Genomic DNA, 21,676 nt, shown 5'->3' on the forward strand with positions numbered 1-21,676 from the left:
CCGCTCCAGCCGATCGCCCGGTGTGGCATCGTCCTTGCGACGAGAGCCTCGCCGCGGCCAGGGCGGCTTCGCCTCATCCGTCACGAGAAGATTGATCCTTTGCGAGATTCGAATCCGTTCATTCATTTCGAGGCCATCAGCAAGGTATTCGGCACGGTCACGGTGGTCGACTCGCTCGACTTCCATGTCGCGCAGGGCGAGTTCGTCAGCCTTCTCGGCCCTTCGGGCTCGGGCAAGACGACGCTTCTGATGATGCTCGCCGGCTTCGAGACCCCCACCGGCGGGAGCATCCATGTCGATGGGCGGCGCGTCGAGCATCTGCCGCCCCACAAGCGCGAGATGGGTGTGGTCTTCCAGAACTATGCCCTGTTCCCGCATATGACGATCGCCGAGAATGTCGGCTTTCCGCTCAAGATGCGCGGCGTCGCCAGGGCCGAGCGCGAGGCGCGGGTGAAGCGCGCGCTCGAGCTGGTGCGCCTCGGCCATCTCGCCGACCGCAAGCCCTCGCAGCTTTCCGGTGGCCAGCAGCAGCGCATCGCGCTGTCCCGCGCCCTGGTCTACGAGCCCAAGGTCGTGCTGATGGACGAGCCGCTGAGCGCGCTCGACAAGCAATTGCGCGAGCATATGCAGCTCGAGATCCGCGCCTTGCATCGTGAGCTCGGGCTGACAGTCATCTTCGTCACGCATGATCAGGGCGAGGCGCTGACCATGTCGGACCGTGTCGCCGTGCTCAATCGCGGCAAGATCGAGCAGTTCGATACGCCGTCGGGCCTCTATGACAGGCCGCGGACACGCTTCGTCGCCGAGTTCATCGGGGAGACGAATCTGCTCGCCGGGCGCGTCTCGCAGCGCCAGGGCGAGGCCGCGACGATCGTGCTCGCATCCGGCGCGCGCGTGACCTGCGACAGCGCGGCGGCCTTCGAGACCGGCCACGACGTGATGATCTCGGTTCGTCCGGAAATGCTGCATCTCGTGCAGGATGCCGCCGCTGCGAACGCCTTGCCGGTGACGATCGAGGACCATGTCTATCATGGCGATCACATCCGCCTGCATCTCGCCTGCGGCGAAAGCCGGCTCGTCGCCAGGGCCGGGCGACGCGATGCGGCGCCGCCGATCGGCAGCAAGGCATTCGCCAGCTTCGCCCAGGGCGATTGCTCGCTGGTGGCGCCATGAGCGCGCGCCTCAAAGCCCTGCTGCTGATCCTGCCGCTGGTGATCTTCCTCGGCCTGTTCTTCCTCTGGCCGCTCTGGATGATGGTTTCGACTGCGGTGCAGGGCGGCACCGTGCGCCTGGCCTTCCCACAGACGGCGATCGCGATCGCGAGCTGGGATGGCAGCGGCCCGCCGCCGGCCCCGCTGCAGGCGGCGCTCGTCCGGGATTTGCGGGCCGATACGCCGCAGGAGCGCTTCGGCGATGCCGTGCGGACGCTCAACAGTCAGCAGGCCGGCTTCCGCACGCTTCTCCCGCGCACGGCGCGTGCGGTGCGGGAGAGCGGCGAAACCGAAGCGATCGATCTTCAGGCCGTCGATCCGCGCTGGAGCGATCAGGGCTATTGGCTGGCGCTGAAGCGCAGCATGCCGGCCTATACCGACGCCAACCTGCTGGCGGCGGTCGACCTCAAGCGCAATGACGAGGCGCGGATCGAGCCGGTCGAGCCCGATTTCGCCGTCAACCGCGCGATCATGCTGCGCACCTTCACCATCGCGACACAGGTCACGCTGCTTTGCGCCGCGATCGGGCTGCCCTTCGCGATGCTGGCGGCGAGCGTGACGGGCTGGAAGCGCAATGCGCTGCTCATCGCCGTGCTGCTGCCGCTGTGGACCTCGTTGCTGGTGCGCACGGCGGCCTGGCTGATCCTGCTGCAGGATAACGGGCTCATCAACCAGATGCTGCGGGCGATCGGGTTGATCGATTCTCCGCTTGCGCTCATCTACAACCGCACCGGCGTGCTGATCGCGATGACGCATGTGCTGCTGCCGCTGATGGTGCTGCCGATCTATGCCAGCCTGATCGCGATCCCGCGCAACCTGATGCCGGCCGCCGCCGCGCTGGGCGCCGCGCCGCTGCAGGCCTTTCGCCACGTCCTGCTGCCGCTCGCCATGCCGGGCCTGCTCTCGGGCTCGCTGCTCGTCTTCATGGTGGCGCTTGGCTACTACATCACCCCGGCCCTGACCGGCGGAGCGGGCGACCAGATGATCAGCTCGGTCATCGCCTTCTACGCCACCGGAACGGCGAATTGGGGGATGGCGGGTGCGCTCGGCCTGTTCCTGCTGGTGCCGACGACCGTGCTCTACATCGTCTACAACCGGCTCTCGCGCACGCCGCTGGTGCCGGCATGAGCGTCGCGGCGGTTCGTCCGGGCGGCGCGGCCTTCAACGCGCTGCGGCTCGCCTTCGGGGCTCTGGCTGTCGCCTTCCTGCTGCTGCCGCTGGTCGCGATCCTTCCGCTGGCCTTCACCGACAGCGTCTTCCTCGTCTACCCGATCAGCGGCCCCTCGATGCGCTGGTTCGGGGCGCTGGCGGAAAGCCAGGCCTGGACCCGCGCGATCGTCAATTCGCTGATCATCGGTACGGGCGCGACCGTCGTCGCGACGGTGATCGGGACGTTGGCGGCGCTCGGCCTGAGGCGTGAGCTCGTGCCCTTTTCGGGGCTGCTGCGCTCGATCTTCCTGCTGCCGATGGTGGTGCCGGCGGTCGTGCTCGGCGTCGGCATGCAGATCCTCTATGCCCGCATGGGGCTGGCCTCGAGCTATCTCGGGGTGATCATCGCGCATGCCGTGCTGTGCGTGCCCTTCGTCCTCGTCAATGTCTCGGGCTCGCTCGCCAGCATGGACCCGGCGCTGGAGCGCGCGGCGGCCAGCCTCGGCGCCTCCCCGGTCGATGTTTTCCGGAATGTGACCCTGCCACTGGCCATGCCGGGCATCCTCACCGGCGCGGTCTTCGCCTTCGCCACATCGCTCGACGAGGTGGTGATCACGCTGTTCGTCGCCGGCCCCAACCAGACGACGCTCGCCCGACAGATGTTCTCCTCCCTGCGCGAGAACATCAGCCCGGCCATCGCCGCAGCCGCCTTCATCATCATGATCCTCACCTTCCTCCTCCTCCTCGCCGTGAAGGGAGCTGCGCTTGTCCAGGCACTGCGCCGGAAGCGGGGCATCGAGGGCAGCTAGGAGTGTGGCCTGCGGCGTGATCGTGCGGATGCAGGTTGCGAACCGGGTTCACGCTTTTCAGCGGCGAAGCCAGGTGCGGGATCATGGAGAGCCGAACTCCACAAGCTCCGTGAAGGAGATGGTGCCCCTGGCCGGGATCGAACCAGCACTCCTTGCGGAACTCGATTTTGAGTCGAGCGCGTCTACCAATTCCGCCACAGGGGCCCCGACGGGCCGGCGGACTATAGCGATCGATCGATACCGGTCAATCGCTGCGGCGGCACGGCGAAGAGGTTTTTCGGTCCCGGCGCAAGATGGCGATGTTTCGGCCTGTCGAAGCCGTTGCGTCACCGGTCGACGCATGCTCTAGAGCCGGATGATTTCAGAGGGGACCACCAGGCGATCCCATCCGAAATCTGAATCCGTCTCTCACCAGGGAGTTAGAGCAGGATTATCGCGAAAAACCGGTTCCCGCTTTTTCGCATCCTGCTCCAGAGCCGCCATGCTGAAGCGCCTCTACGAATGGACCATGTCGCTCGCCGCCCGCCCCCGGGCCGAGCTGTGGCTCGCGGTCGTCGCTTTCGTCGAAAGCTCCTTCTTCCTGATCCCGGCCGATGTGCTGTTCGTGCCGATGGCGCTGGCACAGCCGATGCGCGCCTATCGGCTGGCCTTCATCGCGACGCTGTTCTCGGTGCTCGGCGGTATCATGGGCTACGCCATCGGCTATTATGCCTTCGAGGCGCTGGCGAAGCCGGTGCTCGCCTTCTACGGCAAGCTCGATGCCTTCGACACTCTGCGCGCCTGCGCCGGCCCCGACACGACGCTGATCCTGCTGACGACCTCGGGGCTGGCCCATCTGCCGCCGATCAAGGTGGTGACGATCCTGGCCGGCGCGGTCCATATCGGGCTGACCTTCTTCGTCGTCTCCTGCATCCTTGCCCGCGGGGCGCGCTTCTTTGCGCTCGCCTTCCTGCTTAGGCGCTATGGCGACACGATCCGCCACTTCATCGAACGTCGCCTGAAAGTGATCGCCGTCGTCGCGGCCGCCGTGCTGATTCTGCTTTATTTCGGCCTCAAGCTGGTCGCAGGGTCGGGACAGCTTCTGTCCTGCTGAGCCGACGCCCATGACCAGTTCCACCTTCGAGACCGTCCCCGCCCGGAGCCGGATGTTGACGCCGCTGCGGCTCATCGGCGCGATCGGCCTCATCAGCGCCGCGCTGATCGCGGGCGCCTGGTACTTCCAGCTCGTGCTCGGGCTGGTGCCGTGCAAGCTCTGCCTTGAACAGCGCGTGCCGCATTACGCCGCCATCGGCCTCGCGCTCGCCGCGTTGCTGCTGGCCCGCTCAGCGCGGCTGCAATGGCTGGCGCTGCTGGTACTGGCGGTGCTGATGGCCTGGAGCGCCGGGCTCGGCGTCTATCATTCCGGCGTGGAGTGGGGCTGGTTCCTGGGGCCGAGCGATTGCGGTGGCGGCTCTTCCGCTGCGGCCGGCGTCCAGGACTTCATGAAGCAGTTGCAGAGCGTGCGCGTGGTCTCCTGCGGCGAGGCGGCGTGGCGCTTTCTCGGCCTGTCGCTTGCTGGCTGGAACGCCGTGGTTTCGGCCGGGCTCTTCCTGCTTGCGGTCTTCGGGCTGACGCGACGCGCCCAGGTCGCGGGTCCGGCGCGGTAGCCTCTTTTCCGGAACCCGCATTCCGCCTTCCGGGCCGGGCTCTAGAGCATTTCCGCGTTTCTCTGAAGCGCGGAAATGCTCTAGCCCCTTGTTTTTGTGAATTTTCTTTACGCGAACCGGCATCCACTTCGCTCGAAATGCTCTAGCGAAAGAAGGTCCAGAGTAGGCTCTCGCTCAGTTCCTTGAGCGCCTCGACCGCATCGGGCCGTTCGCGCGCGACGGCCGCGATCAGCGCATCCGCCAGGGCGAAGACCGCGGTCGGCGAATTGGGCAGGAGATGGCTGCGGGCGGGGGCAAAGAGCGTGACGTCGGCGATCGGCGTCAATGGCGAGGTGGGGCTGTCGGTGAGCGCGAGCACCCGGGCGCCGCGCTTCTTGGCGAAGCTCGCGAGATCCAGGGTCGCGCGGGAGTAGCGCGGCACCGAGATCGCCACGACGAGATCGTCGGGCCCCGCCGACATCATGTGCCGGATGGCGCGCTCAGGCCCGGTGCGGGATGAGGCGAAGATGACATTGGCGTCGAGATAGAGCGCCAGCCCGTCCTCGAGGAAGGACGCGACATGGTGGCTTGCGCCGGACGCCGCGATGAAGACGCGCGGCGCCTTCAGCAGCAGTTCCACCGCCCGCGTCACGGCGTCTTCCGAGAGCCCGTCGCGCGCTGCCTGGAGGTTTCCGGCCTGATCGGCAAGCGCGGTCGCGAAGGTGGCGAAGCTCGAGCCGGCCTCGGCGCGGGCGCCGGCAAAGCTGTCGACCGGGGCATGGGCGAATTTCAGCGCCGCCGAGAGCGCGCCGCGAAACTCGCCATAGCCGCCATAGCCGAGCGCCCGGACGAAGCGCGTCACCGTGGCGTTGGAGGTGCCGCTGCCTTCCGCCAGCCCCTCGATGGTCATGGTGGCGACGTCGAGCGGATGCTGCAGCACGAAATCGGCCGCACGGCGATGGCCGCTGCTGAGCGACGGGTAGATCTGCGCGATCCGGTTCGAGAGATCCGTCGACGGCTTCAAGCCCTGGGACATGTGCCTCCGACCGGTTGACGTTCAAAAATTTTCATGTTTGCTACTCGACGAAAATAAACCTGTCAAAACGACAAGCGGGAGCGGTTATCGTCATGCGCACATCCTTGTTCCGCGCGGCCCTTGCGGTTGCGTGCCTGTCCACCACGGCGGTCTCCGCGCAAACCCTGCGCATTGCGCTGGCCTCCGAGCCGACGGCTGTCGATCCGCATTATCACGACCTCACGCCGAACAATGCGCTGGCGCAGCATATCTTCGATTCGCTCGTCAGCCAGGACGCGCAGCAGAAGCTGCATCCCAGCCTCGCGGCTTCGTGGGAGAACGACGGCAAGAACCGCTGGACCTTCAAGCTGCGCGACGGCGTGAAATTCTCGAACGGCAAGCCCTTCACGTCCGAGGACGTGGTCTTCACCTTCTGCCGCACGCTGAAGAACGAGACCAAGGTCTCGGATTCCTTCGCAGACGTCACCGGCAATTTCGCCGCCGTCGAGGCGCCCGATCCGCAGACGCTGGTGATCACCACCACCAATCCGGAGCCGCTGCTGCCGAACCTGCTTTCGGCGCTTCCCATCCTCTCGGCCTCGATCGTCGAGCATGGCCCGATCGCTTACGACGTCGCCAAGAATTGCGGCGTCACCGGCCCCTGGCCGACGGTCAGCGGCTTCAACGACGGCACGCTCGCCATCGGGACCGGCCCCTACAAGCTCAAGTCCTATGTGCGGGGATCGGCGATCGAGCTCGAGCGCAACCCGAGCTATTGGGGCAAGGCCGAGCCCTGGGCGACGGTTCGCCTGCTGCCGGTGACCAATGCCGGCCCGCGTCTCGCCGGCCTGCTCGCCGGCGATTACGACGTGATCGAGAACCCGGCGGCGCGCGACCTCGGCCGGATCAAGGACGACAAGCGCTTCGGCCATGTCATCACCCCCTCGACCCGCGTGGTCTATTTCCAGCTCGACGTCGCCCGCGACCAGAGCCCCTTCGTCAAGTCGGAGGACGGCAAGAACCCGCTGAAGGACCTGCGTGTCCGCAAGGCGATGTCGCTGGCCATCGACCGCGACGCCATCGTCAAGCGCATCATGGACGGCGCGGCCGAGCCGGCCTACCAGTACCTGCCGACCGGCATGTTCGGCACGCAGGCCAAGCCGGAGAAGCTCGCCTATGACCCGGCGCAGGCGAAGAAGCTTCTCGCCGAGGCCGGCTATGCCAAGGGCTTCCAGCTCACGCTCTCGACCACCAACGACCGCTACATCAACGACAGCCAGATCACCCAGGCCGTCGCGCAGTATCTGACGCAGGTCGGCATCAAGGCCGAGGTCGATGCGATGACGCGGGCGATCTACTTCCCGCGCCGCGCCAAGAAGGAATTCTCGGTCGCGATCGGCGGCTGGGGCTCCGGCACCGGCGAGGCGGCCTCCTTCCTGCGGCAGTGGCCGCCGACCCCGAACGAGGCCAAGACACTCGGCGGCTCGAACTATGGCGGCTACAAGAACGACCAGTTCGACAAGGTCATCCGCGAGGCCGTCACCACGCTCGACGACGCCAAGCGCGACCAGCTCCTGCAGGAAGCCGGCAAGCTCGTCCTCGCCGACTACGCCTTCATCCCGATCCATTTCGAGAGCGGCATCTGGGCCTTCAAGTCCGATCTCGACGTCACGGGCCGCGCCGACCAGTACATGCTGGCGATGTCGGTGAAGCCGAAGGCGAAGTAAGCACCCGGCCGAGGGGCCCATCGACAAACCGGGCCGCCCGTGGAGGGCGGCCCGTGAACCATTGAGCGGAGCCGGTCGAGCATCATGACCGCCTATGTCCTGCAGCGACTGATCCAGAGCGTGCTCGTGCTGCTCGCGGTCTCGGTCGTGGTGTTCTTCGCCGTCTACGGCATCGGCGACCCCGTCGAACTGCTCGTCTCGCCCTCGGCGAGTGCGGCCGAGCGCGAGGCGCTGGTCCGGCGCCTCGGCCTCGACCTGCCGGTCTGGCAGCAATATTTCGTCTTCATGGGCAATGCGCTCAAGGGCGATCTCGGCCGTTCCTTCGTGCATGGCGTGCCGGCGATCGAGCTCATCCTCGGACGCCTGCCGGCGACCTTCGAGCTCGTCCTGCTCTCGATGACGCTGGCCATCGTCACCGGCGTGCCGCTCGGGCTCTATGCCGGGCTCGACCAGGACAGCCGGCCCTCGCGGATCATCATGGGCGCCACCGTCCTCGGCTTCTCGCTGCCGAGCTTCTGGAAGGGCATGATGCTGATCCTGCTCTTCGCGGTGGTCCTCCACTGGCTCCCGACGGCCGGGCGCGGCGAGACGGTCTCGGTCCTGGGAATTCGGACCAGCCTCCTGACCTGGGACGGGCTCGTCCATCTCGCCTTGCCCGCGATCAACCTCGCCATCCCCCAGATCGCGCTGATGACCCGCCTCGTCGCGGCCGGCACGAGCGAGGCGATGACGCAGGACTACGTCAAATATGCCCGCGCCAAGGGTGTCAGGCCGCGCCGCGTCGTGGGGCGGCACGTGCTGCGCAACATCCTGATCCCGGTCGTCACCGTCGTCGGCATCGAGTTCGGCAGTCTCGTCGCCTTCTCGACCATCACCGAGACGGTCTTCGCCTGGCCCGGCATGGGCAAGCTCCTGATCGACTCGGTCTACCAGCTCGATCGACCCGTCGTCGTCGCCTATGTGCTGCTGGCGACCTTGCTCTTCGTCACCGTCAACTTCCTCGTCGACATCCTCTATGCCGCGCTCGATCCGCGCGTGAAGCTGACCGGAGAGATGGCATGAGCGCTCCAGCGAAAGCTCCCGCCGTCCCGTCCTATGCCGATACGCCGCTCCGCGAGAAGGTGCTGCGCCGCATCCGCAGCCGGCCGACGACGCGCGGCGCCGCGATCCTGCTCGGCATCATGGTTGCGCTGGCCCTGCTCGCCCCGGTCATCGCGCCGCAGAACCCGCATGACCTCGCCTCGCTCAGCGTGATGGACAACCGCCTGCCGCCGGGGGATGTCGGCATGAACGGCCTGACCTATTGGCTCGGCACGGATTCGCAGGGGCGGGACATGCTGAGCGCGATCCTCTACGGCCTGCGCACCAGCCTGATGGTCGGACTCATCGCGACGCTGGGCGCGCTCTTCATCGGCATCTCTGCCGGGCTCGTCGCGGCGCAGTTCGGCGGCGTTGTCGACGCCGTGATCATGCGCGTCGTCGACTTCATGCTCGGCTTTCCCTCGATCCTGATCGCGCTCGTGCTGCTCGCCTCGATCGGGCGCGGGGTCGACAAGGTCATCCTCGCAATCGTCTTGGTGCAATGGGCACAATATGCCCGGCTGATGCGCGCCTCCGCCATGGTCGAGCGGCGCAAGGAATATATCGAGGCCGCGCTCAATTTCGGCCTGCCGACCCGGCACATCATGATCGCGCATCTGCTGCCGAATTCGGTGGGCTCGGTGCTGGTTGTCGCCTCGATCAGCATCGCCGGCGCGATCACGCTGGAGGCGACGCTCTCCTTCCTCGGCGTCGGCGTGCCGGTGACGCAGCCCTCGCTCGGCCTGCTCATCGCCAACGGCTTCGAGTTCCTGCTCTCCGGCGAATACTGGATCGCGGTCTTCCCCGGCATCGCGCTGGTGCTGCTGATCGTCTCGCTCAACCTCGTCGGCGACCGGCTGCGCCGCAGCTTCAACGTGCGCTCATGAGTGAACCCCTGCTCGATGTCCGCGGCTTGCGGACCGTCTTCCACGCGCTGGACGGCGCTTGGCCCGCCGTCGACGGCGTCGATCTCAGCGTCTCGCGTGGCGAGGTGCTGGGCTTGGTCGGCGAGTCCGGCTCCGGCAAATCGGTGACCGGCTTCTCGCTGGTGCGCCTGATCGACCCGCCGGGCGAGATCGTCGCCGGCACGGTGAGCTTCGGTGGCGAGGACCTGCGCGCCGCGACCGAGGAGCGTCTGCGGAGTCTCCGCGGCGACCGCATCGCCATGATCTTCCAGGACCCGCTGATGACGCTGAACCCGGTGCTCAGCATCGGCGAGCAGATGAGCGAAGCGATCCTGGAGCATCGCGATTGCAGCCGCGAGGAAGCGCTCAGTGAAGCCGCCAAGGCGCTGGCCCGCGTCGGCATCTCCTCGCCGGAGGCGCGGCTGAAGCAGTTCCCGCACGAGTTCTCCGGCGGCATGCGCCAGCGCGTCGCGATCGCGACCGCTTTGCTCAATGCGCCCGACCTGATCATCGCCGACGAGCCGACCACGGCGCTCGACGTCACCATCCAGAGCCAGATCCTGTTCGAGGTGCAGAAGCTTGCCCGCGAGACCGGCACGGCCGTGCTCTGGATCACGCATGACCTCGCCGTGGTGGCCGAGCTCGCCGACCGGGTGGCGGTGATGTATGCCGGCCGCGTCGTCGAGATCGGGCCGGTGGACGAGGTGCTCGATCAGCCGCGCCATCCCTATACGCTCGGCCTGCTCCATTCCTCGGCCGCCAATGTTCTGCCTGGCGAGCGCCTGAACCAGATCGACGGCGTCGCGCCGCGCATCGACGCCCGGCCCAGCGGCTGCCCGTTCCGCCCGCGCTGCCCGCGCGTCCAGCCGGTCTGTGCCATCAGTGATCCTGAGACGACAGGCGAGGGCGCACATCGCTTCCGCTGCCACAATCCGGTGCCGGTGGGAGAAGCGGCATGAATGCCTTGACCAGCGCCCAGAGCGACGCTCCGATCATCGAGCTCAAGGGCATCACCAAGCATTTCCGCCGCAAGCCGACCTTGGCGGAACGCATCCTGATGGCGACCGGGCGCGGCAAGGCGCCGCCCGTGCTGCGCGCCGTCGACGGCATCGATCTCAGCGTCAAGCGCGGCGAGGTGCTTGGTCTGGTCGGTGAGTCCGGCTGCGGCAAGTCCACGCTGGCGCGCGTCGTCACCGGCATCCTGAAGCCGACGGCCGGCGAGGTCGTCTACGAGCAGCGGCCGGTCGTGGGGCTCAAGGGGAAGGAGCGGCTCGATTTCCTGCTGAAGGTCCAGATGATCTTCCAGGACCCTTACGCTTCGCTCGACCCGCGCATGAAAATCAGCCGCATCGTCGGCGAGGCCTTGAGCGTCCACAAGCTCCTGCCGAAGGCGGAGATCGATGGGGCGGTGGACCAGGCGCTGAGCGAGGTCGGGCTCGATCTCGCCTATCGCGAGCGTTATCCGCACCAGTTCTCCGGGGGGCAGCGCCAGCGCATCGGCATCGCCCGGGCGCTCGCGGTGAAGCCGGATTTCCTGGTCTGCGACGAGCCGGTTTCGGCGCTCGACGTCTCGATCCAGGCGCAGGTCATCAACCTGTTCATGGATGTGCGCGAGCGCCATGGCCTGACCTATCTCTTCGTCAGCCACGATCTCGGTCTCGTCCGCCATATCAGCGACCGCGTCGCGATCATGTATCTCGGCCGCATCGTCGAGATCGGCACGGCGGCTGAGATCTTCGCCGAGCCGGCGCATCCCTATAGCGCAGCGCTGATCGCGGCGATCCCGTCAGCGGCGCGGCGCAAGCGTGCCTTCCAGCCGCTCAAGGGCGAGTTGCCCTCGCCCCTGGCGCCGCCGCCGGGCTGCCCGTTCCATCCGCGCTGCGAGCAGGCCATGCCCGTCTGCCGCGAAGTCCGGCCGAAGCTCATCGAGATCGCGCCCGGCCGCAGCGCCGCCTGCCATCTGCACAAGGCTTCGGAGGCCGCATGATCACCACCACCCTCAACCCGGCGGTCGGCCGCGGCGAGCTGCCCTTCGTCGATGGCTTCCATCCCGGCCGGCCACTCGTGGTGAACTTCTATCGGCCGGCGGGTCACCGGCCGAACGATCCGGTCATCGTCGTGCAGCACGGCATGCTGCGCAATGGCGACGATTACCGCGATTTCTGGATCGATGCGGCCGAGAAGCACAACCTGTTGATCGTCGCGCCGACCTTCCCGAACGAGCCTTTCCCGAAGGCCGAGGGTTACAATAACGGGCTGGTGGTTTCGGCGGAGGGCGCGATCGCGCCGCGCACCGAGTGGCTCTACGCGGTGCCCGGCCGCGTGCTTGACGCGCTGCGTGCCGCGGGCGTGCTCGACAAGCCGGTGATCCGTATCTTCGGGCATTCCGCCGGCGGCCAATTCGTGCATCGCATGCTGGCAACGGAAGGTGGGGCGCTGTTCGAAGCGGCGATGGCCTCCAATCCCGGCTGGTACACCTTGCCGACGCCGGAGCGGCATTTCCCCGAAGGCCTCGGCGGGCTTGGGCTGGACGAGGCGGCCCTGACGCGCTGGCTCGCCTATCCGATGATCCTCTTCGCCGGCGACCAGGACATCGTCACCGACGACCCCAACCTGCCGGCGCAGCCCGAGGCGCTGGCGCAGGGACCGCATCGCTACGGCCGCGCCCATTTCATGCTGGACTTCGCACGGGCCGAAGCCGCGCGGCTCGGCACCGCCTGCAACTGGAGTCTCATCACGGTCGCAGGTGTCGGCCATGACGGGGCTGCGATGTCGCGCGCGGCCGCGGCCTACTGGTTCGAGGGCCGGATACCGGAAGTCGAAGAACTGAAGCCCCAGGGCGCGGTGGCCTGAACCTCCGGGTCGGTAGAGCCGGTCGCCCCGGCGCCCGGCCGTCGCGAAGGCCGGGCGATGCCGGCCTCTACGGCTCTGGTCTCGCCAACGCGACGGAATCGCGCAGGACGAGCTCGAAGGGCATGATCTTGCGGATGGGTCCGGGGACCTTCCCCTCGATCAGGTCGATCAGGATCAGCGCAAGCTCCTCGCCTGCGCTGCGGATCGAGGTCGCTGTCGCCGTCAGCGACGGCACGAAATCGGCAGCGCTGAAGCCCCTGACGCCGTCGTCGTGGCACACCACGGATACGTCGATGCCGACCTTCAGCCCGTGCTCGCCCAAGGCGCGATAGACGCCGCGCGCCTGGAAAACCGAACCGCACAGGAAGGCGGTCGGCCGTTTCGCATCGGAGAGCCGGCGCATCGCGGTCTCGTAGCCCGTCGCTTCGGTCATCGAGACGAATTCGATCGCATCCGGCGGCGGCGTCAGCCCGCGCGCGGCGAAGGCGCGCCGGAAGCTCGCCGCGCGCGCCGCGACATAGCGGAACTGCGCGAGGCCGTTGATCGCGACGATGTGCCGATGCCCGTAATCGAGGAGCAGGGTCGTCAGGCGCTCGAAGGCGTTGTCATTGTCCGTGTCGACGAAGGAATAGGGCTCCTCCACCTCGCTGCGCCCATGCACGACGAAGGGCAGACGAAGCTCGTTCAGCAAGGCGATGCGGGGATCGTCGACAAGGGGGCGCGTGATGATGATGCCGTCGACCGCCTTCGACGAGGCGAGCCGGCGCAGGACGGCAGCCTCGTCGCCCTGAAAGGGAGACAGCAGCAGATTGTAGTTGCGGCTGGTGATGGCGGTCGAGATGCCCGCCAGCACATCGACGAAATTGGTCTCGGGCAGTTGCAGGCGCTCGAGCGGAAAGGACAGCCCGATCGTCTCGGCCCGGCCGAGCGCGAGGCTGCGGGCACGCGCATTCGGCCGATAGCCGGCCGCCTCGGCCGCCGAGACGACGCGCAGGCGGGTCGTCTCGGGAATGCCCGGATGGGCCCGCAAGGCGCGGCTCACGGTGGATTGCGACAGACCGAGCTGCAGGGCGAGCGTCTTCAGATCGGCGGCATTCTTGTGCAAGCGCTTGCTTTCATCATGCGGCAAGGCATCAGGTGCTTGCCGAGTACACGCCAGAAATAGCCCATATCAGGGCCGGTTGACAAATCCCCGCATCTCCGTAGCATGCAAGCGCTTGCATAATACACTGGCAAACAGTGATGCTCCCGGGAGGATGCCCCAGATGAATTTCATGAAGGTCGCCCGCCGATCGTTTCTGGCCTCTGTGCTGGCGCTCGGCGTCTTCGCCGCCGGCTCCGGCCGCGCGCAGGCCGTCGAGATCCAGTACTGGCAATACGTCTTCGACACCCGCGTCCAGGCGATGACCGAGCTGATCAAGCAGTTCGAGGCCGAGAACCCCGGCATCACCGTCAAGCAGGTCACCTTCCCCTATGCCGACTACCAGACGCGCCTGATCGCGGCCAAGGCGGCCGGGCGCGGCCCGGAGGTGATGCAGCTCTTCTATGGCTGGCTCGACACCTTCATCGCCGGCAAGCTGGTCCAGCCCTTGCCGCAGACCACATTCAAGAATGCCGAGATCGAGCGCGATTTCTTCCCGATCGTCTCGGCGATGAAGCGTGGCGAGCAATATTACGGCCTGCCGACGGCGGTTCGCTCCATGGCCTTGTTCTACAACAAGGATCTGTTCCAGAAGGCCGGGCTCGACCCGGAAAAGCCGCCGCAGACGCTGGACGAGTTCGTCGCGGCCGCCAAGGCTATCGCCAAGCGCGACGCGGCCGGGAATTTCCAGCAGGTCGGCATCGCGCTCGACATCGCGCGCCAGGACCATAACTGGTGGCGAGAGATCCTGGTGCGCCAATATGGCGGCGAATCCTATTCCGCCGATGGCAGCAAGGTCGCCTACAACACCGAGGCCGGAGAAAAGGCGCTCGCCTTCTACACCGGCCTGCAGAAGGTGCACCGTGTCGGCCAGGAGAGCTTCATGGACGAGGGCCAGGCGGCCTTCCGTGCGGGCCTCGCCGGCATGGTGGTGGACGGCACCTTCCGCGTCGCCTCCTACAAGACGATCCAGAGCTTCAAATGGGGCGTGGTCGAGCTGCCGACCCACGACGGCAAGAAGGCCAATTTCGGCAGCTATTTCGCCAATGCCATCGGCGCTTCAGCGACGGGCGAGAAGCTCGCGGCGGCCGAGAAGTTCATGGCCTTCATCTCCTCCGAGAAGGCGATGAACATCTGGCTGGAGAAGGTCGGCGAATTGCCGGCCCGGCGCGCCGTCGCGCTGACGGAGGCCAATATCAAGGACCCGATCTACGGCCCCTTCATCCGCGGGCTCGACTATGCGGCGACGCCGCCGATGGTCGACGAGGCGGCCCAGCGCCAGGTCTCGATCGACATGATCAACGCCGTGCTGCTGAAGGACACGCCGATCAAGGACGCGCTGAATGCGGCGGCCACGCGTGAGCAGGCCATCCTCGACAAGTTCAAGGCCAAATAAGAGGCCCGCGCATGTCCGTGACATTATCGCCCCGGAGCGCCGGCGCCAGCGGGGTCTGGGGGCGGCTGTCGATTTCGACGAAGCAGATCGTCTGGGCCTGGACCTTCCTCGCCCTGCCGGTGCTGTTCTTCGCCATCGTCCGCTTCTACCCGACGCTGGAAGGCTTCTACCTGTCGACGACCGACTGGGATTTGCTGAACGAGGCGCGCTTCGTCGGCCTCGATAATTATCGCAAGCTCTTCGCCGATCCGGTGTTCTGGCAGGTCTTCCGCAACACCTTCGCCTATCTCGTCTTCGGCACGCCGATCGCGATCCTGCTCTCCTTCGCCATCGCCTATTATCTCGACCGGGTGACCTTCCTGCACGGGCTGATCCGGGCGCTCTACTTCCTGCCCTATCTCACGACGGCGGCGGCGATGGCCTGGGTCTGGCGCTGGTTCTACCAGCCGCCGCCGATCGGCGTGATCAACAGCATCCTCGGCTCCGTCGGCATCCCGGCGCAGCCCTTCCTGCGCTCGATCGACCAGGCGCTGCCGGCGATCATGCTGACCGCGATCTGGGCGCATCTCGGCTTCCAGATCATCATCTTCATGGCGGGCCTGCGCGCCATTCCAACGAGCTATTACGAGGCGGCGCGCATCGACGGGTTGGGGGAGGGGGCGATCCTGACGCGCATCACCATCCCGCTGCTGAAGCCGACCACCGTCTTCCTCGTCGTGTTCTCGTCGATCGGCTTCCTGCGGATCTTCGACCAGGTCTACAACATGACCAGCAACGACCCCGGCGGGCCGCTCAACTCGACCAAGCCGCTGGTGCTGATGATCTACCAGACGGCCTTTTCCTCCTACCAGATGGGCTATGCCGCGGCCCAGACCGTCGTGCTGTTCGTGATCCTGTTCTCGATCTCGATGGCGCAGCTCTGGATCCTGAGGAGCCGCTGAGATGAGCGAGAGCGCAAAGCCCTCCTACGCCTATGGCAGCACCATCCGTCCCGGCCGGATCGTCGCCTGGACGATCCTCTTCCTCGGCGGCATCGTCATGATGACGCCGCTGCTCTTCATGTTCTCGACATCGCTCAAGACGGCCGGCCATGTCTACGATCTGCGCCTGATCCCCGAGCAGCCGACGCTCGCCAACTACGTCAAGGTCCTGTCCGACGGGCGCTTCGTCCGCTGGTTCCTGAACTCGACGCTGATCGCGACGATCGTCACGCTGTCCTGTCTGTTCTTCGACAGCCTCGTCGCCTACACGCTGGCAAAGTTCGACTTTCCCGGCCGCCGCCTCGTCTTCCTGGCGATCCTGTCGACGCTGATGATCCCGACCGAGATGCTGGTCATTCCCTGGTATCTGATGGCGAGCAAGCTCGGCTGGATCGACACCTATTGGGGCATCATGTTTCCGGGGCTGGTCACCGCCTTCGGCGTCTTCCTGATGCGGCAATTCTTCGAGACGGTGCCGAACGACTTCCTTGAGGCGGCCCGCGTCGACGGCCTCAACGAGTTCGCGATCTGGTGGAAGGTGGCGCTGCCGCTGGTCACGCCCGCGCTCTCGGCACTGGCGATCTTCACCTTCCTCGGCAACTGGACGGCTTTCTTCTGGCCGCTGATCGTCACCACCGACCCGTCGCTCTACACGCTGCCGGTGGGGCTCTCCAGCTTCGCCGTCGAGCAGTCGATCCAGTGGGAACTGATCATGACGGGGGCGGCGCTCGCCACCATCCCGACGCTGGCGATCTTCCTGTTCTTCCAACGCTACATCGTACGCGGCGTCATGCTCGCCGGGGTCAAAGGCTAGGCTATGGGTTCCTTACAGACCAACGACCGATCGCGCTTTCCCGATCCGGTCTATCGCGAGACCGTGCTGAGGCCGCTCTTCGACGGCGCGCGCCACCACCATGCCGGGGCGCTGCGCCGGATCGACCGCGCCCATCTCGTCATGCTGGTCGAAACCGGCATCCTCGATGCCGGCCAGGGCGCGGCGATCGCCCGCGCGCTGCTGGCGATGGAGCGCGAGATCGACCCTGCCGCGCTCGCCTATGGCGGGGATGTCGAGGATTACTTCTTCTACATGGAGCGCGAGCTCAAGACGCGCGCGGGGACCGATATCGGCGGGCGGCTGCACACGGCGCGCTCGCGCAACGACATCGACCACACCTTCCTCAAGCTCGACCTGCTGCCGCGCATCGACCGGCTGCTCGCGGCCTGCCGACAACTGCTGGCGGCGCTGATCGAGACCGCCACGCGCGACCGCGACGTGCTGATCGTCGCCTATACCCATGGCCAGCCGGCCCAGCCGACGACCTATGGGCATTATCTCGCAGCGATCATCGAGATCCTGATCCGCGACATCGAGCGGATCGAGGCCGCGCGCGGCATCGTCGATCTCTGCCCACTCGGCGCGGCCGCGATCACCACTTCGGGCTTCCCGATCGACCGGCAGCGCGTCGCCGACCTTCTCGGTTTCGCCGCGCCACTGCAGAACTCCTATTCCTGCATCGCCGCGACCGACTACCTGACCTCGATCTACAGCGCGGTCTCGCTGCTGTTCCTGCATCTCGGCCGGCCGGTCCAGGATTTCCAGTTCTGGTCGAGCTTCGAGGTCGGGCAGCTCTATCTGCCGAACGCCTTCGTGCAGATCTCCTCGATCATGCCGCAGAAGCGCAATCCGGTGCCGTTCGAGCATCTGCGCCATCTCTCGGGCCAGGCGGTTGGGCGTGCCCGTGCCGTGGTCGACGTGATGCACAACACCCCCTTCACCGACATGACCGACAGCGAGTCCGAGACCCATGAGATGGGCTATCAGGCGATCGATGTCGGGCTTCGCGTCCTCGACCTGCTGACCGCGACGATCCGCGCCGGGCAGATCGACCCGGACCGGGTCGCGGTCAATCTCAGCCGCTCCTGCGCCACGATCACCGAGCTTGCCGACTGGCTGGTGCGCAGCGAGGGGCTGTCCTTCCGGCTCGGCCACGAGATCGCCGCCGATGTCGCCCGGGCCGTCGTGGCCATGGCCGGCGATTTGCCGACCGACGGCTATCCGGCCTTCACCACGGCTTTCGAGCACCATGTCGGGCGCAAGCCGGCGGCGGATGCGGCCGAATTCGCCCGGATGGTCTCGCCGGAGCATTTCGTCGCGGTTCGCGACCGTTTCGGCGGCCCGGCGCCGGCAGCGCTCGATGCCGCCTTTGCCGGCTATCGCGAGGCGCTCGATGGATTCGATCGGCACGCGACGGACATCGCCCAACGGCAAAGCGCCGCGGCCGCCGAGCTCGAACGCCGCGTTCACGAGATCGCAAAGGGTGGATGATGGCACGCATCGAGCTGGAGCAGATCGTCAAGCGCTATGGCAGCATCACCACGGTCCACGGCATCGACCTGACGATCGATGACGGCGAGTTCGTCGTGCTCGTCGGCCCCTCGGGCTGCGGCAAATCGACGACTTTGCGCATGATCGCCGGGCTGGAGGCGATTTCGGGCGGGACGCTGCGCATCGGCGGCCAGGTGGTCAATGACCGCGAACCCAAGCACCGCAACATCGCGATGGTCTTCCAGAACTACGCGATCTACCCGCATCTGACCGTGGCGCAGAATATAGGCTTCGGGCTCTACACCTCCAAGCTCTCCAAGGCCGAGAAGCAGGCCCGGATCCGCGAGACGGCGAAGACCCTGAGCCTGGAACCCTATCTCGAACGGCGCCCCGCCGCGCTTTCCGGCGGGCAGCGGCAGCGCGTGGCGATCGGCCGGGCGATGGTGCGCGATCCCGTCGCCTTCCTCTTCGACGAGCCGCTCTCCAATCTCGACGCCCAGCTGCGCGGCCAGATGCGGCTGGAGATCAAGCAGCTCCACCAGCGGCTCGGCAGCACCATCGTCTTCGTCACGCATGATCAGGTCGAGGCGATGTCGCTTGCCGACCGGATCGTCGTGATGCGCGACGGCCGCATCCTGCAGGTCGGCGCGCCGATGGATCTCTACAACCGGCCGGCGGACATCTTCACCGCGCGCTTCATCGGCACGCCGGAGATGAACATGATCGACGGGATTGTCGCCGACGGCCACGTGGAGCTGGAGGCCAATGCCGCTGCCGTCGATCTTTCCGGCCTCGGCGGCTTGCCGCGGGGTGTCGAGGCCGGCCAGCCCATCGTTCTCGGCGTGAGGCCGCAGGAACTGCATCTGCTCGCCGGCGGGCGTGGCGATTTCCCGATCCGAATCGAGGGCAGGGTCCGGGTGGCCGAGCCGCATGGCTCCGAAACCTTCGTCCTGCTCGACTTGCCGGCCGGCCAGCTGGTTGCCCGCGCGCCCTCGACGGTCTCGTTCAAGCCCGGCGATGCGGTCGCCTTCGGGGCCGAGGCGAACAGCCTGCGGGTCTTCGACAAGCGGACGGAGAAGCTCGTCAACTGAGCCCGCGCAGACGGACGCCAGCGAGGCATCGGCCGTTCCGCCGCCGTTGCCGGCCTCATGGATTTCGCAGGAATCCACCCCATATGGATTCCACGGAGTTCTGAGCGTGAGACTCGCGCGGGTGGCCCTTTTCGCGGCGGCCGTCGCGGCCGCGGCGATCCTCTCCTCCTTCTCTCCCGCGCAAACGGTGGCGGGCAGGGTCGCTTTGAGTGTCGCGATCGACGGCGCCATCGGTCCGGCAAGCTCCCGCCAGCTCAAGCAGGCGCTGAACGTCGCTGCCGAGCGGAAGGCCGCGGTCCTCATCCTGCAGTTGAACACGCCGGGCGGGCTGGTCACCTCGATGCGCGAGATGATCGCCGACATCCTGGCCTCTCCTGTTCCCGTCATCGGCTATGTCGCTCCGGCGGGGGGCCATGCGGCGAGCGCCGGCACCTACATCCTCTACGCCACCCATGTCGCGGCGATGGCACCCGGCACCAATCTCGGGGCCGCCACCCCGGTGCAGATCGGTGGGCTGCCCTCGCTCCCCGGCGGCGAGAAGGATAACGGCCCGGGCGGCATCGGGAAGGACACCGGCGCGCGGGCGCCCGTCGATGCCATGACGACCAAGGTCACCAATGACGCGGTCGCGCTGATCCGCTCGCTTGCCGAATTGCGCGGGCGCAATGGCGACTGGGGCGAAAAGGCCGTGCGCGAGGGGGCGAGTCTCTCGGCCAGCGCAGCGCTCGATCAGCGTGTCATCGACTTCGTCGCCCGCGACACGGCCGAACTCCTGCAACTGGCCGATGGCCGCACCGTCGAGGTGGCCGGCAAGAAGGAGGTTCTGGCCACGAAGGGCCTGGCCGTTGAGACGCTGGAGCCCGGCTGGTTCATCCGGCTTCTCGCCGTCATCACCAATCCGAACACCGCCGTCATCCTCATGCTGGTCGGCTTCTATGGCCTCGTCTTCGAATTCGTCAGCCCCGGCGCGGTGGCGCCCGGTGTCGTCGGAGCCATCTGCCTCGTGCTCGGCCTCTACGCGCTCGATCAGCTGCCGATCAACTATACCGGGCTTGCCCTGATGCTGCTCGGCGTGGCCTTCCTCATCATCGAGACCTTCAATCCGACGGTCGTGCTGGGGCTCGGCGGCGCAGCCGCCTTCCTGCTCGGCTCCACCATGCTGCTTCAGACCGAGGGGCCGGGCTTCGGCGTGTCCTGGGCGGTCATCGGCCCCGCCGCTGTGCTCAGCCTGGCACTCGCCCTGCTTGCCGGAACCTATTTCTGGACGGCGCGTCGCAATCCGCCGCGCATTGGCGGCGAGGCCATGCGCGGCCTTGCCGTGGACGTCCTCGACTGGAACGGCGGCGAGGGCCATGTGCTGGCGCTCGGCGAACGCTGGCGGGCGAAGGCCGACGAGCCCATCGCACCGGGGGGCAGCGCGGAGGTGACCGCCGTCAGCGGCCTCGTGCTGACAGTGCGGCGGCGCGATGCGGCAAATGACGGAGCAAAGCGATGATCGTCAGTTATGTGGCCTATCTGATCATAGCGCTGCTGGCAGCGCTGTTCCTGTCGGCTGCGATCCGCATCCTGAGGGAATATGAGCGCGGCGTGGTCTTCACGCTCGGCCGCTTCACCGGGGTCAAGGGGCCGGGCCTCATCATCCTCGTCCCGTTCGTCCAGCAGATGGTGCGCGTGGACCTGCGCGTCGTGGTGCAGGACGTGCCGCCGCAGGATGTTATCTCGCGCGACAACGTCTCGGTGAAGGTCAATGCGGTGCTCTATTTCCGCATCGTCGATGCCGAGCGCGCGATCATCCAGGTCGAGGATTTCATGACGGCCACCAACCAGCTGGCGCAGACGACTTTGCGCTCGGTGCTCGGCAAGCATGAGCTCGACGAGATGCTGGCTGAGCGCGACAGGCTCAACAGCGACATCCAGGAGATTCTCGACCAGCGCACCGATGCCTGGGGAATCAAGGTCTCCAATGTCGAGATCAAGCATGTCGACCTCAACGAGAGCATGGTCCGCGCCATCGCCAAACAGGCCGAGGCGGAGCGGCTGCGGCGGGCCAAGGTGATCAACGCCGATGGCGAGCAGCAGGCGGCGGCAAAGCTGGTCGAGGCGGGACGCATGCTGGCGGCCGAGCCGCAAGCCATGCAACTGCGCTATTTCGAAGCCCTGCACGACATCGCCGGCGAGCGCACCTCGACAGTGGTGTTCCCCCTGCCGATAGATTTGCTGAGGCAGTTCCTGAAACAGCCGGGCGATGGTGGAGGCGCGATGTCGCGCACCCCATAAGTCAAAGCTGGTAGCGGGCTAAGTCGTTGATTTTCGGTGAGGTTGACATCCATAAGATGGTCGCGGTGCACCCCAAAAAACCGAAGCATTC

At 66.7% G+C, this 21,676-nt stretch carries 20 protein-coding genes and 1 tRNA gene; 18 read left to right on the forward strand and 3 right to left on the reverse strand.

Annotated elements, in window-relative coordinates:
* The first annotated feature begins 99 nt into the window (after positions 1–99).
* From GY40_RS15515 to GY40_RS15525, 3 genes are read left to right on the forward strand one after another with little or no spacing between them, the layout of a single operon-like run.
* Complete coding sequence (locus tag GY40_RS15515) at positions 100–1,173, forward strand: ABC transporter ATP-binding protein (protein WP_051988098.1); 1,074 nt, start codon at positions 100–102, stop codon at positions 1,171–1,173.
* The gene (locus tag GY40_RS15520) at positions 1,170–2,339 is read left to right on the forward strand and encodes an ABC transporter permease (RefSeq protein ID WP_038363655.1); all 1,170 of its coding nucleotides are present in this window, start codon (positions 1,170–1,172) and stop codon (positions 2,337–2,339) included. Before GY40_RS15515 ends, GY40_RS15520 begins: the two co-directional genes overlap by 4 nt.
* Positions 2,336–3,169: an ABC transporter permease gene (locus GY40_RS15525; protein WP_051988104.1), complete on the forward strand. Its 834-nt coding sequence runs from the start codon at positions 2,336–2,338 to the stop codon at positions 3,167–3,169. The genes GY40_RS15520 and GY40_RS15525 overlap by 4 nt, the downstream gene beginning before the upstream one ends.
* 119 nt (positions 3,170–3,288) lie before the next feature.
* On the opposite strand, the gene GY40_RS15530 is transcribed toward GY40_RS15525, so the two are convergent.
* Positions 3,289–3,373 (reverse strand) — tRNA-Leu (locus tag GY40_RS15530).
* A 277-nt stretch (positions 3,374–3,650) separates the two neighbouring features.
* On the opposite strand from GY40_RS15530, the gene GY40_RS15535 reads away from it, so the two are divergent.
* Positions 3,651–4,262 (forward strand): YqaA family protein, encoded by a 612-nt coding sequence (locus GY40_RS15535; RefSeq protein ID WP_038363657.1) that lies wholly within the window; start codon positions 3,651–3,653, stop codon positions 4,260–4,262.
* Between the two features lie 52 nt (positions 4,263–4,314).
* Positions 4,315–4,815, forward strand: a complete 501-nt coding sequence (locus GY40_RS15540; RefSeq protein WP_038364382.1) for a disulfide bond formation protein B — start codon at positions 4,315–4,317, stop codon at positions 4,813–4,815.
* A gap of 142 nt (positions 4,816–4,957) precedes the next feature.
* Here the strand turns inward: GY40_RS15540 and GY40_RS15545 are convergent, their stop codons facing one another.
* Positions 4,958–5,830, reverse strand: coding sequence for a MurR/RpiR family transcriptional regulator (locus tag GY40_RS15545; protein WP_038363658.1), 873 nt, complete (start codon positions 5,828–5,830; stop codon positions 4,958–4,960).
* 92 nt (positions 5,831–5,922) lie between these two features.
* On the opposite strand from GY40_RS15545, the gene GY40_RS15550 reads away from it, so the two are divergent.
* The 6 genes from GY40_RS15550 (at position 5,923) to GY40_RS15575 (ending at position 12,374) form a co-directional block, all read left to right on the forward strand.
* The gene (locus GY40_RS15550; RefSeq protein ID WP_081925427.1) at positions 5,923–7,536 is read left to right on the forward strand and encodes an ABC transporter substrate-binding protein; all 1,614 of its coding nucleotides are present in this window, start codon (positions 5,923–5,925) and stop codon (positions 7,534–7,536) included.
* A gap of 84 nt (positions 7,537–7,620) precedes the next feature.
* Entirely contained in the window at positions 7,621–8,598 is a 978-nt protein-coding gene (locus GY40_RS15555; protein WP_038363661.1) for an ABC transporter permease, read from the forward strand.
* The gene (locus GY40_RS15560; RefSeq protein WP_038363664.1) at positions 8,595–9,503 is read left to right on the forward strand and encodes an ABC transporter permease; all 909 of its coding nucleotides are present in this window, start codon (positions 8,595–8,597) and stop codon (positions 9,501–9,503) included. Before GY40_RS15555 ends, GY40_RS15560 begins: the two co-directional genes overlap by 4 nt.
* On the forward strand, positions 9,500–10,480 hold the full coding sequence (locus GY40_RS15565) for an ABC transporter ATP-binding protein (protein WP_038363666.1): 981 nt from the start codon (positions 9,500–9,502) through the stop codon (positions 10,478–10,480). The genes GY40_RS15560 and GY40_RS15565 overlap by 4 nt, the downstream gene beginning before the upstream one ends.
* Positions 10,477–11,508 (forward strand): ABC transporter ATP-binding protein, encoded by a 1,032-nt coding sequence (locus tag GY40_RS15570; protein WP_038363668.1) that lies wholly within the window; start codon positions 10,477–10,479, stop codon positions 11,506–11,508. Before GY40_RS15565 ends, GY40_RS15570 begins: the two co-directional genes overlap by 4 nt.
* The gene (locus GY40_RS15575) at positions 11,505–12,374 is read left to right on the forward strand and encodes an alpha/beta fold hydrolase (RefSeq protein ID WP_038363671.1); all 870 of its coding nucleotides are present in this window, start codon (positions 11,505–11,507) and stop codon (positions 12,372–12,374) included. Before GY40_RS15570 ends, GY40_RS15575 begins: the two co-directional genes overlap by 4 nt.
* A 67-nt stretch (positions 12,375–12,441) precedes the next feature.
* Here GY40_RS15575 and GY40_RS15580 read toward each other — a convergent pair whose 3' ends face one another.
* Positions 12,442–13,479 (reverse strand): substrate-binding domain-containing protein, encoded by a 1,038-nt coding sequence (locus GY40_RS15580; RefSeq protein WP_051988111.1) that lies wholly within the window; start codon positions 13,477–13,479, stop codon positions 12,442–12,444.
* 160 nt (positions 13,480–13,639) lie between these two features.
* Between GY40_RS15580 and GY40_RS15585 the strand changes: the two genes are divergently transcribed.
* The 7 genes from GY40_RS15585 to GY40_RS15615 all read left to right on the forward strand — a co-directional run bounded on the left by GY40_RS15585 (position 13,640) and on the right by GY40_RS15615 (position 21,585).
* On the forward strand, positions 13,640–14,911 hold the full coding sequence (locus GY40_RS15585; protein ID WP_248311180.1) for an extracellular solute-binding protein: 1,272 nt from the start codon (positions 13,640–13,642) through the stop codon (positions 14,909–14,911).
* 11 nt (positions 14,912–14,922) lie between these two features.
* Entirely contained in the window at positions 14,923–15,852 is a 930-nt protein-coding gene (locus GY40_RS15590; RefSeq protein WP_051988112.1) for a carbohydrate ABC transporter permease, read from the forward strand.
* A gap of 1 nt (position 15,853) precedes the next feature.
* Positions 15,854–16,705, forward strand: a complete 852-nt coding sequence (locus GY40_RS15595; RefSeq protein WP_038363673.1) for a carbohydrate ABC transporter permease — start codon at positions 15,854–15,856, stop codon at positions 16,703–16,705.
* Between the two features lie 3 nt (positions 16,706–16,708).
* Complete coding sequence (locus GY40_RS15600; RefSeq protein ID WP_038363676.1) at positions 16,709–18,217, forward strand: argininosuccinate lyase; 1,509 nt, start codon at positions 16,709–16,711, stop codon at positions 18,215–18,217.
* Positions 18,217–19,308 carry an ABC transporter ATP-binding protein gene (gene ugpC, locus GY40_RS15605; RefSeq protein WP_038364392.1) on the forward strand — a complete coding sequence of 364 codons (1,092 nt, stop codon included), beginning with the start codon at positions 18,217–18,219 and terminating at the stop codon, positions 19,306–19,308. Before GY40_RS15600 ends, ugpC begins: the two co-directional genes overlap by 1 nt.
* Before the next feature lie 106 nt (positions 19,309–19,414).
* Positions 19,415–20,803: an NfeD family protein gene (locus GY40_RS15610; protein ID WP_038363678.1), complete on the forward strand. Its 1,389-nt coding sequence runs from the start codon at positions 19,415–19,417 to the stop codon at positions 20,801–20,803.
* The gene (locus GY40_RS15615) at positions 20,800–21,585 is read left to right on the forward strand and encodes a slipin family protein (RefSeq protein WP_038363681.1); all 786 of its coding nucleotides are present in this window, start codon (positions 20,800–20,802) and stop codon (positions 21,583–21,585) included. Before GY40_RS15610 ends, GY40_RS15615 begins: the two co-directional genes overlap by 4 nt.
* The last annotated feature ends 91 nt before the right edge of the window (positions 21,586–21,676 follow it).

The organism is Allobosea sp. UNC402CLCol (genome assembly GCF_000745475.1).
Taxonomy (GTDB): Bacteria; Pseudomonadota; Alphaproteobacteria; order Rhizobiales; family Beijerinckiaceae; genus Allobosea; species Allobosea spartocytisi.

Bases quoted from the DNA above. Each gene is read 5' to 3' on its own strand.
- GY40_RS15520 (WP_038363655.1), top strand. From the start codon at position 1,170: ATGAGCGCGCGCCTCAAAGCCCTGCTGCTGATCCTGCCGCTGGTGATC.
- GY40_RS15525 (WP_051988104.1), top strand. From the start codon at position 2,336: ATGAGCGTCGCGGCGGTTCGTCCGGGCGGCGCGGCCTTCAACGCGCTG.
- GY40_RS15535 (WP_038363657.1), top strand. From the start codon at position 3,651: ATGCTGAAGCGCCTCTACGAATGGACCATGTCGCTCGCCGCCCGCCCC.
- GY40_RS15540 (WP_038364382.1), top strand. From the start codon at position 4,315: ATGTTGACGCCGCTGCGGCTCATCGGCGCGATCGGCCTCATCAGCGCC.
- GY40_RS15545 (WP_038363658.1), bottom strand. From the start codon at position 5,830: ATGTCCCAGGGCTTGAAGCCGTCGACGGATCTCTCGAACCGGATCGCG.
- GY40_RS15550 (WP_081925427.1), top strand. From the start codon at position 5,923: ATGCGCACATCCTTGTTCCGCGCGGCCCTTGCGGTTGCGTGCCTGTCC.
- GY40_RS15555 (WP_038363661.1), top strand. From the start codon at position 7,621: ATGACCGCCTATGTCCTGCAGCGACTGATCCAGAGCGTGCTCGTGCTG.
- GY40_RS15560 (WP_038363664.1), top strand. From the start codon at position 8,595: ATGAGCGCTCCAGCGAAAGCTCCCGCCGTCCCGTCCTATGCCGATACG.
- GY40_RS15565 (WP_038363666.1), top strand. From the start codon at position 9,500: ATGAGTGAACCCCTGCTCGATGTCCGCGGCTTGCGGACCGTCTTCCAC.
- GY40_RS15570 (WP_038363668.1), top strand. From the start codon at position 10,477: ATGAATGCCTTGACCAGCGCCCAGAGCGACGCTCCGATCATCGAGCTC.
- GY40_RS15575 (WP_038363671.1), top strand. From the start codon at position 11,505: ATGATCACCACCACCCTCAACCCGGCGGTCGGCCGCGGCGAGCTGCCC.
- GY40_RS15585 (WP_248311180.1), top strand. From the start codon at position 13,640: ATGAATTTCATGAAGGTCGCCCGCCGATCGTTTCTGGCCTCTGTGCTG.
- GY40_RS15590 (WP_051988112.1), top strand. From the start codon at position 14,923: ATGTCCGTGACATTATCGCCCCGGAGCGCCGGCGCCAGCGGGGTCTGG.
- GY40_RS15595 (WP_038363673.1), top strand. From the start codon at position 15,854: ATGAGCGAGAGCGCAAAGCCCTCCTACGCCTATGGCAGCACCATCCGT.
- GY40_RS15600 (WP_038363676.1), top strand. From the start codon at position 16,709: ATGGGTTCCTTACAGACCAACGACCGATCGCGCTTTCCCGATCCGGTC.
- ugpC (WP_038364392.1), top strand. From the start codon at position 18,217: ATGGCACGCATCGAGCTGGAGCAGATCGTCAAGCGCTATGGCAGCATC.
- GY40_RS15615 (WP_038363681.1), top strand. From the start codon at position 20,800: ATGATCGTCAGTTATGTGGCCTATCTGATCATAGCGCTGCTGGCAGCG.